General features: G+C 71.4%; 9 protein-coding genes, 1 tRNA gene and 1 pseudogene. 8 read left to right on the forward strand and 3 right to left on the reverse strand.

The annotated features are described in order from the left end of the window. Positions 1-15: 15 nt before the first annotated feature. The 3 genes from ACZ7HT_RS14525 (at position 16) to ACZ7HT_RS14535 (ending at position 3,989) form a co-directional block, all read left to right on the forward strand. Positions 16-228, forward strand: a complete 213-nt coding sequence (locus tag ACZ7HT_RS14525) for a helix-turn-helix transcriptional regulator (RefSeq protein ID WP_471164666.1) — start codon at positions 16-18, stop codon at positions 226-228. Continuing rightward, positions 225-1,664, forward strand: a complete 1,440-nt coding sequence (locus ACZ7HT_RS14530; RefSeq protein WP_471164668.1) for a tyrosine-type recombinase/integrase — start codon at positions 225-227, stop codon at positions 1,662-1,664. Before ACZ7HT_RS14525 ends, ACZ7HT_RS14530 begins: the two co-directional genes overlap by 4 nt. Before the next feature lie 177 nt (positions 1,665-1,841). Beyond that, entirely contained in the window at positions 1,842-3,989 is a 2,148-nt protein-coding gene (locus ACZ7HT_RS14535; RefSeq protein WP_471164670.1) for a hypothetical protein, read from the forward strand. A 55-nt stretch (positions 3,990-4,044) separates the two neighbouring features. On the opposite strand, the gene ACZ7HT_RS14540 is transcribed toward ACZ7HT_RS14535, so the two are convergent. After that, the gene (locus ACZ7HT_RS14540; protein WP_471164673.1) at positions 4,045-4,869 is read right to left on the reverse strand and encodes an SUKH-3 domain-containing protein; all 825 of its coding nucleotides are present in this window, start codon (positions 4,867-4,869) and stop codon (positions 4,045-4,047) included. An 80-nt stretch (positions 4,870-4,949) separates the two neighbouring features. Between ACZ7HT_RS14540 and ACZ7HT_RS14545 the strand changes: the two genes are divergently transcribed. Further along, entirely contained in the window at positions 4,950-5,309 is a 360-nt protein-coding gene (locus ACZ7HT_RS14545) for a hypothetical protein (protein ID WP_471164675.1), read from the forward strand. Between the two features lie 93 nt (positions 5,310-5,402). Beyond that, entirely contained in the window at positions 5,403-6,899 is a 1,497-nt protein-coding gene (locus tag ACZ7HT_RS14550) for a S1 RNA-binding domain-containing protein (RefSeq protein WP_471164677.1), read from the forward strand. 18 nt (positions 6,900-6,917) lie between these two features. On the opposite strand, the gene ACZ7HT_RS14555 is transcribed toward ACZ7HT_RS14550, so the two are convergent. Beyond that, the gene (locus ACZ7HT_RS14555) at positions 6,918-7,253 is read right to left on the reverse strand and encodes a hypothetical protein (RefSeq protein ID WP_471164679.1); all 336 of its coding nucleotides are present in this window, start codon (positions 7,251-7,253) and stop codon (positions 6,918-6,920) included. Between the two features lie 61 nt (positions 7,254-7,314). Here ACZ7HT_RS14555 and ACZ7HT_RS14560 point away from each other — a divergent pair. Continuing rightward, a pseudogene (locus tag ACZ7HT_RS14560) lies at positions 7,315-7,545 on the forward strand (SPDY domain-containing protein); the annotation flags it as partial. Between the two features lie 232 nt (positions 7,546-7,777). Here the strand turns inward: ACZ7HT_RS14560 and ACZ7HT_RS14565 are convergent. Beyond that, a tRNA-Arg gene (locus tag ACZ7HT_RS14565) sits at positions 7,778-7,850 on the reverse strand. A gap of 292 nt (positions 7,851-8,142) precedes the next feature. Between ACZ7HT_RS14565 and ACZ7HT_RS14570 the strand changes: the two genes are divergently transcribed. Beyond that, positions 8,143-9,777 carry a dynamin family protein gene (locus tag ACZ7HT_RS14570; protein ID WP_471164681.1) on the forward strand — a complete coding sequence of 545 codons (1,635 nt, stop codon included), beginning with the start codon at positions 8,143-8,145 and terminating at the stop codon, positions 9,775-9,777. A gap of 1 nt (position 9,778) precedes the next feature. Beyond that, the gene (locus tag ACZ7HT_RS14575; RefSeq protein WP_471164685.1) at positions 9,779-11,662 is read left to right on the forward strand and encodes a GTPase; all 1,884 of its coding nucleotides are present in this window, start codon (positions 9,779-9,781) and stop codon (positions 11,660-11,662) included. The last annotated feature ends 166 nt before the right edge of the window (positions 11,663-11,828 follow it).

Here is an 11,828-nt window from a genome sequence, read left to right on the forward strand (position 1 = left end):
CCGAAAAGAGAAACCTTGCGTCGACCCCCGATATCCGCCACCCGCCGTTCCGAAGAAAAACTCACCGTCGACGAGCTCTGCGAAGAGCTCCGGATTTCTCGGTCGACCTTCTACGAATGGCGCCAGAAGGGACGCGCGCCCCAGTGCGTGAAACTCCCGAACGGCAGCCTGCGCGTTCGCCGCAGCGACCTGGAGAACTGGCTCTCCGACTGCGAGGCCGCCGCGTGACCAACCGGTCCTACAGGGTCCGCTTCTACAAGACGGAGGTCTACGAGGGGAAGCGCGGCACCACCTACACCGTTCGCTGGTCGGTCGACGGCCGGCGGCACGGCGAGACGTTCAAGAAGAGCGCGCTCGCCGAATCCTTCCGCGCCACCCTGCTCGTCGCCACCAACAACGGCGAGCCCTTCGACCGGGACACAGGCCGCCCGGCCTCTCACGCTGCCCCGTCCACCGAGATCACCTGGTACGACTTCGCCCTCCAGTACGTCGACATGAAGTGGTCCCGTATCTCGGCGAACAACCGCATCAGCACCGCCAAGGCCCTGACCAAGGCCACGCTCGCACTCCTCCGGGCCGAACCCGTCCGGTACGAGGGGGTCGACGTCCGCAAGGCGCTGCGCGAGTACGCCTTCAACAAGAACCGTCGCGAGGAAGCCCCGTCCGAGTACCGGGCGATCCTGGCCTGGATCCGGCGCAACTCGCTCCCGATGAGCGCCTGGGAGGACACCAAACACGTCGACGCCGTCCTCCATGCCCTCGACACCGTCCTCGACGGCACGCCGGCCGCCGCCAGCTCCGCCAAGCGCTACCGCCGCATCCTCAACGTGGCCCTGCGCCACGCAGTCCGCCAGAACGTCCTCCGAGCCAACCCCATGCCCAAGGGGAAGGAGGACAACACCGCCCCGAAGACCTCCGGCGCCGTCGACAAGCGATCCCTCCTCAACCCCCATCAGGTGGCCGCCCTGCTCGCTTGGATCGCCGCCCGCCCTCGCACCGGCCACCGGCTCACCGTGTTCTTCGCGACCCTGTACTACGCCGGCCTCCGCCCCGAGGAAGCGGTCGCCCTGCGGGTCGAGGACGCCGTCCTGCCCGTGACCGGCTGGGGCGAGCTCCGTGTCCACACGGCCGAGCCCGAGGTCGGCAGCCAGTGGACCGACGACGGCGAGGTCCACGAGACCCGTAACCTCAAGGGCCGCGCATCCGGAGACACCCGCACCGTCCCCGTCCACCCCGACTTGGTCGCGAGCCTCCGGGACCTGACTGCACGCGAGCAGCTCAAGCCCGGCGACCTGCTCTTCCCCGGAGAGAAGGGTGGTCTCCTGGCCGGCTCCGTCTACCGACGGATCTGGGCCAAGGCCCGCAAGGCCGTCCTGCCCGAACACGAGTTCAAGTCGCCTGTCGGGAAGCGCGTGTACGACCTCCGGCACACCTGTCTCACGACCTGGCTCAACAACGGCATCCCGCCCGCCCAGGTCGCCGACTGGGCCGGCAACAGCGTCCCCGTCCTGCTCTCCACCTATGCCCGCTGCATCACCGGGCAGATCGCCGAACTCCAGCAACGCATCGAAGGCCCCCAGGCACTGCCCGGTCCGCGGCTGCCTTCGGGCATCGGTCTTACCCGTGCCGCAGCCTCTTCGGCGAAAGGTGCTCGGGCAAGGTGACTTCTCGACGCGATGCTTATCGCGTGGTGCCGACGGAGCCGCGCCTTGAAGACTGTTCTGTGCGATGTGCCGTCGTGTGACGCGGCCGATGCACTTCAACCAGCTGGAAGGGTGCCCGTTGACCTTGCAGCTGGCTGCGGGGAGGCTCTGTCAGAGGCGGCTGGCACCATGCCTCGCATGGATCTCGCACACCCGCTCGATGGCCTGGACGCTTTGCCCTGGGCCTCCTCCTCCCACGCGTACGGCAGCGCGGAGGACGTTCCTGACCTGCTTCGGGCCCTGACAGGTACGGACGCCGCTGCGGCGGCCGAAGCATTGTCGGAGCTGTACGGGAGCGTGCTGCACCAGGGGACGGTCTACGCGGCCAGCGCGGAAGCGGTGCCGTTCCTCGCCAGGATCGCGGCGGCCGGCCACCGTACGGCTGACGTCCTCGGGTTGCTCGGTGGCATGGCCGAGAGCGAGGACGAGTACGGCGTGGCACCGGGTGGTGTTCGGGCGGCCGTGGCCGCGCAGCTGGAGCTGCTTCTGCCGTTGCTGGCCGATGCCGAGCCGGACGTACGCCGGACCGCCGCCTGGTCGGTTTCGCACACCCGCGCCGGCAGAACCGTCCTGCCCGCGCTGGGGACCCGCTGGGCGGAGGAGACCGAACCCGCCGTCCGGGCCGAGGTCCTGGCCGGGATCGCTCGGCTCGACCCGCAGCGTGGAGCGGCTGAGGCGGTTTCCGTCCTGGACCCGTCCCAGCCTGCTGTCGTGCGGCTGGCCGCCCTCTTCGCCTGCCTCGATGCGGATGCTTCGTGGACTGATTCCCTGCACGCGACGATGCTGTCGCTCCTGCCTGCCGGCTCCTTGCGTTCCGACTTCGACCTCGAACGCGGCGAGCCGCTGGCCGCCGTCGTCGAGGCCCTCCTGGGCCGGGATCGTGGGCCGGAGCGGGAGGCGGCGTTCGCCCTGGTCGACGCGGCCCTGCGCGACAGCCGGGCCGAGGTCCGGGCCGAAGGCGCCTGGGCGGCCGACCGCGCCTGCATGCTCTCGCGCAGTGCCCCGCAGCAGTTGGTGGAGAGCCTGCGTGCGGCGGTTGTCGACGACAAGGCAGTGGTGGACATGGCGTCTCTCTTGGGGCGGCTGGCCAACGCTGCCGAACTCGCTGCGGACGTGCTCGCCCCTCTCGCGGGACGGAACCTGGACCGGGAGGACGATCACGCCGACCGTGCGCTGGCCGCGCTCGTGCTCGTCGCACCCGAGCAGGCTGCCCCGCTCCTCGCCGCCGGCCTCGGGCGCCGCCCGCGTGCCCTCGACGCGGCGACCGGACTGTGGGACGCGGAAAGCGCGGCCTTCCCGTTCGACAGGGAACTCCTCGATGCCGTTCGCTCCCGCCTCTCCCGGCCCGTGGCACTCAGCGGCAACGAACCATGGCAGCTGACCGGCCTGTTGGCCGGGTGGGGCGCCGAGGCGGCGGCTGCGCTGCCCGAGCTGTGTGCAGCGGTTCCGCACCTTCCCGGCCAAGCTTCACGTGCCCTTGTCTCCGTCGCGGCCGACTGCGCTCCGTCGGATCGCGACATGGCCGTCGCCGCGCTTCGTGCGGCAGCCCAACGGGACGTCCTCCCGGCGGCGAAGGCCCTGTACGACCTCACGGACGATCCCGCGTCGCTGCTGCGGTGCCTCGAACAGGAACTCGGCCGTGGTGGCTGGGACCTGCGCGATGCCGCCAGGACCGCTGCCGTACTCGGTTCCCGAGGAGCGGCTCTGGCGCCACTCCTGCGTGGGGCGCTCAGTGACCCGGACAAGGACACCACGCCCGCGCTGGACACGGACACGGCCCTCGCCGAAGCCCTGTGGCGTGTCACGGGGGACCCGGAACCTGTCGTCGCTGTCCTTGCGTCGGTCTTCGACCGCGCCGCGCAGAGCCAGTGGACCCGCTGGTCGGTGGCGCGGGCCGCCCGGGCGACCGCGCTCCTCGGCCCTGCCGGTCGTCCGCTCACCGCCAGGTTGGAGGCGGCCCTCGACGATCTGGTGCAGGCACCGGCCGTGGTTCTGGCCCTCGTAGCCGTGGCGGACCCTGCGGCTCTGGACCACGCCGCGCTCGCCTCGGCAGCCCTGGCGTCCGCCGAGCGGGACGCTGATCCGGTGGGGGCCTGCGACGCCCTGGAAGCCCTCGGAAGCGCCGCCCTGAACGACGACCACCTGCGCCGGCTCGCAGCTCTCGCCGACGGCGACGCCCGGGTGATCCGCTCAGGAGTCGAGGACCGCATCATCCGCCAGGATGAAGCCTTCCGGGACCGCGCCCGGGCGCTCCTCACCATGTTCGGGGATACCGCGGTGTCCTGAGCGGACGACCACGAGCGTTGTGCAGGCGGCTCAGGACGTTCTCCTGTCCCCCGGCCTACTCGGGTTCCGGCATGCGCACGGGCATGACGCCGAGTACGAGGTTCTCCATGGCTTCGGGCATACGGCCGAAGCGGGCCAGCCAGTTGGCGACGACGTAAAGTTCACCGGCCTCGTCCAGACCGAGGAACGCGTGACCGCGGTCGAGTTCGCCGACCGGGAAGAGGTGGTGGCCGATCTCCTCGCCCCACTCACCGAAGCGGTCGGCCTCGCCCAGTGCCAGGAGTGGGTCCAGTTCGAAGGGTTCCCGGGCACGCGTGATGCCGGCACCACCGTCCCCGACGACCAGTCCGCCGAACTCGCGCAGGAAATCCTTGGCAGCGGCATGAGAGCGGAAGCCGTCCTGCTCCAATTGCTGTTTCCAGCCCGTCGTATCGACAGCCCGTCCGGGATGCCAGCCCGCCTCCCGCAGGACTCGCGCCACCTCGGACGACCATGCGTGCGGCTTCTCCGGCCTCACAGCGCCATCGGTGCGCACCAGGCCCGCTGCGAACACGGCGGCCTCTGCCGGATCGGGCGCCACCAGCCGGACGACGTCTCCCCGTCTGTCGTGACCCACGACCTCGTACCCGTCGGGGCGGGCGAACATCGCCGGAATCGGGGCATGTCCCCACTCCTCCCATCTGTTCTCCGTGGACACGCTCAGCTGCTCCATTGACACCCAGGGGTACATCGCGCCGAGCGTGGCGTTGCGGCTGGCCGCCTCGATCAGGCATCCCAGGGACGGCGGACCCTGCTGGTCGTCAGTGGACCGAGGACGGTACGTCTCCAGCAGCCTCGACCAGGCTGCTGCGTGACCGAGCCACGCGGGGGTGGAATCCATGCACCGACCCTGACGGTGCCGATTGTCTCCGTCAACGGACGGGCCCGTGGCACCGGCATCAGCCGTGCGACGATCTCGGCGTGAACGCCCCAGAAAACCTCTCCGCCGCCGAGCGCGCATTCATGCTCAACGCCTTTGAGATCGACATCCTCCCGGGCGTCCGAGGCGATCTGGACGAACCCCTCGCATCGGCGCCGCCTGGAGAGCTGGTCCCCATCCTCCTTCCCCTGATCGACAGGGGGTGGATCGACGTGTGTCGAGTCATCCCCTGGACGCCTCCGAGCGGGGGAGCTGGCTTCCAGCCCGGTCCGCCCCTCGCCCGCGAGGAACTGCTGAACGCCCTGGCCGACGCGGACAACTGGGAGTACCCGGAAAGTGGTGACTGGATCGGCTGCGTGACGCTCACGCACACACCGAAGGGCCGTCTCATCTCCTGGTGAGCGGCTTCCCTTCTTCGGCGGCTCGGGAAGCCTGTCTCACCTCCATGGGAATTCTTCGCGGGGGTGGCAGGTAGCGTGCTGGATGATGGGACGGTGCAGCTCCCCTACGTCTACCGCGTCACCAAGTACGACCCCGCCGACCGTGACGAACACGGGCATTACACCGGCAGCGAGGACACCGTCAGCGATCACGGCGAGGTCGAGGCGTCTTATCTTCAGGCGGTCGCGGCCTTCGCCGAAGACACCGGCGTCGATCACCTGGCCGTACGTGAACCGCAGGTCCCGTCCTTCGCGCACTTTGGTTCGGAGCCTCCGGTGGACGGCTTCGGGTTGGCCGGGCTCTTCCCTGCCGGACCGACCGGTTTTCACGATGGGGCAGAGGTACCGCTCGACATCGCTCTGGAGCTGGTGCGCGCCATGTTGCGTGACAACGGCGCCTGGTGCCGGCTGGAGACAGAAGGCGCGTTCGCGGTCCATGTGGGATGGGACCAGTACCTCTACATCGGCAGTAGCCAGCCTTGCGGGGAGGCGCTGGCCCGAACCCGCGCGCTGGGGCTGTTCCCGGAACGCCTGGACTCCTCTCCGTACGAGATGGACATGGATGGCGCAGATGTCCAGCGGCCCGGCGACGACGAGTTCTGGGCCGGTCTGCGCTGGGCAGTCGCCGCATGCCGCGCCGGGCTCCTGGAAGAGGCGTACGTCGAAGGCGCCTCGCGATGGCACCGCCTCACGCGAGACTCCATCGACACGGTTCGCGCTGGGATCGCTCCCCGCGCCCGGCTGGCCGTGTGGCCGGACCTGTCCTCCGACGTCGACGCAGTCATCGGTGCCCTCCCCGCCGAGGGCCTTGTCGAGTGTGTCTGGCAGGACAAGGGCGGCCGGATCCACAGCGCTGTCGCTGACGAGGATGAGTTCGCGGAGTTGGCCGCCCGGCTGTCCGATGCCGAGGCTGCAGCGCTCCTGTCCGTGTATGCCGATGAATGTGCGCCTCTGTTCACCGCTGTCATGCCTGACGACGACGGAGTGGTACGGGCCCGCTGGCAGACAGAGCCGACGCCGAGCGACCGGAACTGGGCCTTCCTCAAGACCCTTCACCGAGGCGAGATCGTCACCGGCACGGTGACCCGCATCGCCGACTTCGGCGTCACCTTCGTGGACATCGGCGGCTTCGAAGCGATGATCAATATCCCCGAGCTGTCATGGCGCCCCTTCGACCACCCATCCGACATCGTCTCCGTCGGCCAGGAGATCAACGCCGAAATTCTCGACGTCGATCCCATCCGCGAACGCGTATCACTGTCCCTCAAGGCCCTGCACGACGATCCGATGCCGCTGCTGGCCGTGCAGATCGGCCAGACCCTCGTCGGCCGCGTCACCAAACTCATACCGTTCGGCGTCTTCGTACGCATTGAAGAGGTGGAGAACGGTTTCGAGGGGCTGGTACACAACTCCGAACTGGCCGACGAGCACCTGGAAAACCCTCAGCTCGGCATCCAGGTGGGTGACGCACTACTGGTCAAGATCCTTGACATCGACACGGTCCGGCGTCGAATCACCCTCTCGCACCGGCAAGCTATTTCAGGGCTCTAGCCCCAGGCCGTCTGACGATCAAGGCGACGGGACGAAAGTCGCCGACTGGTCAAGCAGGAAGGGGAAGCCGGACCCGGCAGGCTCCCAGCCCTGCGCCAGTGCCTCTTTAATACTGGCGGCAACATGATCCGGCCTGACGGGCTCCGCTTCAACGCCCAGCCAGTTACTGGGGTGCGGCTGGCCCGTGGTGACAACCAACGTCCTGCCCGGGCGGTCGTCGTCGGCGAGTTCGACGGCGTAGGCCAAAGGCGTCCAGCACAGTCCCTGCGTGTAGGACGGCTTCCGGCGGATCCGCCAGCGGTAGGCGGCCCCGTCGACGGTGATCCGCCGAGAACCCTTCTTGTTCAGCGCCATCAGGCCCCCTCTCCTGCTCTCGGACTGTAACGCCCTGCCATCGGCCTGCCCCCGTAGATTCCTGGAGGAGGTGCCGCCGCTCCTCCGTGATACCGATCCGCGGCCCGGCCGACTCGGCTGGCAGGCGTGGGCCGAGCCTGTCGTCGGGGATCCGTACCTGTGGTGCGCCAGCTTCAGCGCCAGCGTGCCGCACGACTTGGTTGCGATCTTCGCTTCTTCGGTCGTCTCGCCCCACCCCGTGCCCCGCTCCACCCTGTCGGCCGGTGCGGAGGGGTGGCTCACCGTCGTCCGGCCGGGGGGGGTGATCGCCACAGGAGAGCCCGCCGGTCGGACTGAGGCGTGGCTGCGGGTCGGCCCAAACTTCGGGAAGTTTTCGGGAAAACCAGCCGCCAGAGGCTGCCTCTGACCGGTTTCAGCCGGACGGATTCAGCCATCCGACGCTCCCTCTTCGGCACCCCCGCCCCCGGCTGAAAACATCCCCTGACCAGCAAAAAGGACCCTCCCGAAGGAGGGTCCCGGTGCTGCGCCCCCGGCAGGACTCGAACCTGCGGCCAAGTGCTTAGAAGGCACCTGCTCTATCCACTGAGCTACGGGGGCCGGGTGGTGGCCGTGTGGCCAGGAGCCCCTGGTGGGTGGGGTGTGCCTGCCGGGACAAGGATAGGGCTCCGATCGCCTTGGCCCGGTTGCTTCACCTGCGTGGCACGATGTGGAGGTTCGGTGAAGCGAACCGATAATCGCAGGCAGGTGCGATTCGCGCAGCGCTTTTCGCGCCGCTCGGGGCGGGTGTTGTGCACTCGTTATGCCCGACCTTCCGGCCACCACCCTTCTCTTCGGCGCGCAGGGCCGCAATACGCTTCAAAAACACTCATAAATTGGGCATTCTTCGCATGTGGTGACCTTGTACGAACGGCCTCAGCTGATCGACGCACTCTCCGCCCTGCGCGACCGAGTCGCCGCCGTGCGTCTCCCACTGCCCCTCCCCGACACACCCCGCGCCCGCCAGACCCGGGCCGAGTTGCTCGCCCAGCTCGACGACTACCTGGTGCCCCGCCTGAAAGATCCCGACGCCCCGCTCCTCGCCGTCGTCGGCGGGTCCACCGGGGCCGGGAAGTCCACCCTCGTCAACTCCCTTGTCGGGCGCCGCGTCAGCGAGGCCGGGGTGCTCCGGCCGACGACCCGGACGCCCGTGCTCGTCTGCCACCCCGAGGACCACCACTGGTTCGCCGGGATGCGCGTCCTCCCGCAGCTGACCCGCGTCTGGCTGCCCCAGGCCGACGAGGACCATCCCGTCGACGAGCCCGCCCCCGAGGAGAACGCGCTGCGCGTCGAGACGGCCGCCTCGCTGCCCCGCGGGCTCGCCCTCCTCGACGCCCCCGACATCGACTCCCTCGTCGTCGAGAACCGGCTCCTGGCCGCCGAGTTGATGTGCGCCGCCGACATCTGGGTCATGGTCACCACCGCCTCGCGGTACGCCGACGCCGTGCCCTGGCACCTGCTCCGTACCGCGAAGGAGTACGACGCCACCCTCGTCACCGTCCTCGACCGCGTCCCCCACCAGGTCATCGGCGAGGTCTCCCGGCAGTACGAGGCCCTGCTCGACAAGGCCGGCCTCGCGGACGTACCCCGGTTCACCATCCCCGAACTGCCCGAGTCCGCCGGCGGCGGCAGCGGGCTGCTGCCCGAGAGCGCCGTCGCCGCGCTCCGCGCCTGGTTCGCCCACCGCGCCCAGGACCCGGCCGCCCGCCAGCAGGCCGCCGACCGTACCGCCGCCGGGGTCATCGACTCCCTCGACGCACGGCTGCCCGAGCTGGCCGGCGCGGTCGCCGCCCAGTACGCCGCCGCCGTCCGCCTCGGCGGCGTCGTCGAGGCCGCGTACGGCGAGCAGGGCCGCCGCGTACGCAAGGAGCTCGGCCGCGGCGCCGTCCTCGCCGGGGACGCCCGCACCCGCTGGCGCGGCTACCCCCGCGACAGCACCGCCGAGGAGCTCCTCGATGCCCTCGCCGAGTCCCTCGCCGCCCTCCTGCACTGCGCGGTCGCCGCCGCCGAGGAACGCGTCCGGGACACCTGGCGCCGCGAACCCGCCTCCGAGGTCCTCGGCCCGCCGCGGACCGGCGGCGACCGGGAGGCGGCCGAGCGGACCGGTGTGGAGGTACGCCGCTGGCGCCGCGTCCTCGAGGAGCTGGCCGAGGAGGAGGTACGGGGTGTCGACCGCCCCTCCGGGTCCCGAGCCACCGGGTCCCGTGGCGCCGTCCCCGAGCCCGACACCGTCGCCGCGCTCCTCGCCGCCTCCCTCCTCGGCGGCCGCCGCGCCCGCGCCGCCGGCGAACGCCTCGCCGAACTCCTCGGCGCCCAGGCCGCCCTGCGGCTGCGCGACAAGGGCGGCGAACTCGTCCTCTCGTACGTCGACCGCGTCCTGCACGCCGAGCGCGACCGCCGCCTCGCCCCCCTCGACGCGCTCGACGTGACCCCCGAGCCGCAGGCGGAGCTGATCGCCGCGCTCTCCGTACTCAAGAAGGAGAAGTGACGTGGTGGACGACGAGCGGGAGCGCGGCCGCGAGCGCTGGGACGACGGGCTGATCGCGCGACGCGCCGCCGACAAGGCCGGGCGTTCATCCGATCTCACAGCCGATCTCACAGCCGGTCACGGAGCCGATCACCGAGCCGATCACGGTGTCGAAGGCAGGAGCGAAGGCGGAGCTGTGGAGGGGACGGCCGACGAGGACTTCTCCCCGCCCGCCCTCGGCGGCAGCTACGGCGGGCCCCTGCGCAGCCGTCTCGACGCCCTCCACGAGCTCGTCGGGCTCTCCCGTACCCGGGTGGAGAGCGAGGCCCTCGCCGAGGCCGGGCGGGTCCTCGACGAGGCCGCCGCCCGTCAGCGGCTCTCCTCCCGGCACACCGTGATCGCCCTCGCCGGAGCCACCGGAAGCGGGAAGTCCACGCTCTTCAACGCCCTCGCCGGCGTCCCCGTCTCCGAGACCGGGCTGCGCCGCCCCACCACCAGCGCGCCCATCGCGCTCAGCTGGTCCGAGGGCGCCGCCGGGCTCCTCGACCGGCTCGCGGTCCCCAGCAGGCTGCGCCGCCGCCCCCTCGCGGGCGGCGCCGCCGACACCGGGCTCCAGGGCCTCGTCCTCGTCGACCTGCCCGACCACGACTCGGCCGTCACCGCCCACCGCGACCAGGTCGACCGGGTCCTCGGCCTCGTCGACGCCGTGATCTGGGTCGTCGACCCCGAGAAGTACGCCGACGCCGCCCTCCACGAGCGCTACCTGCGGCCGCTCGCCGGGCACGCCGAGGTCACCTTCGTCGTCCTCAACCAGATCGACCGGCTCGGCACCGAGGCCGCCGACCTCGTCCTCGACGACCTGCGCCGCCTCCTCGACGAGGACGGCGTGGCGCTCGGCGAGCACGGGGAGCCGGGGGCCACGGTCCTCGCGCTCTCCGCGCTGACCGGCGAGGGCGTGCCCGAACTGCGCGAGCTCATCGCCCGGTTCGTCCAGGAACGCACCGCCCCCGAGCGCCGCCTCGCCGCCGACGTCGACTCCGCCGCGGCCCGGCTGCGCCAGGCGTACGTCGCCGACGGACGACCCGGCCTCGACGAACGGGCCCGTGACGCCTTCACGGACCGGCTCGCCGCCGCCGTCGGCGCCCAGGCCGCGGGCGAGGCCGCCGAGCGGGTCTGGCGCCGCGGCGCCATCCGCGCCTGCGGCACCCCCTGGCTGCGGCTCTACCGCTGGTACGAGCGGATGCGCGCGCACGGCTCCGCCGACCCGCACCTCGCCGCCCCCGCCGAGGACGAGCTGACGGCCCGCCAGCGCGTCGAGCAGGCCGTGCGGATCGTCGCCGACGACGCCTCGCGCGGGCTCCCGGCACCCTGGGCGCAGGCGGTGCGCGAGGCCGCGGCGCGCGGGGCCGACGGGCTGCCGGAGGCCCTCGACGAGCTGACGGTCTCCCTCGGGGACCCGGCGGCCCGGCCGCCCCGGCCCGCCTGGTGGCCCGCGGCCGTCCTGGCCCAGGCGGCGATGACGCTCCTGCAGATCTTCGGCGCGCTCTGGCTGGTGGGGCAGATCGTCGGCGTCGTCCAGCCGGGCCTGCTGCCGCCGGTCCTCGTGATGCTCGGCGGGATCATCGGCGGCCCGCTCGTCGAATGGGCCTGCGAGGGCGCCGTGAAGGGCCCGGCCCGGCGGTACGGGCAGGAGGCCGAGCGCCGCCTGCGGGAGGCGGCCGCCGCCTGCGGCCGGGCCCGGGTCCTCGACCCGGTGGCGGCGGAGCTGATGCGCTACCGGGAGGTCCGCGAGCAGTACGCCACGGTCGTGGGCTCACGCCCGTCGGCGGCCGCCCGGATCGTGGGCGGCAGCCGCTCCCGTACGAACCGGCTGGGCGCGACGCGGGCGGGGTCTCGGGGAAGGTAGCGGGGAAGGGGGAGGGGAAGGGGGAGGGGGAGGGGAAGGGGGCGGTATCACCCTTCCGGGTGGGGGAGTTGTCCACAGGTGCGGGGCGGTCCACAGGCCCGAGCGGGATGCGCCCCGTCGCCCCAGCATGGTTCCCACGGGGTGTCCACGCAGCAGGACACCGGGA

It is taken from the genome of Streptomyces sp. NPDC037410, assembly GCF_055602235.1.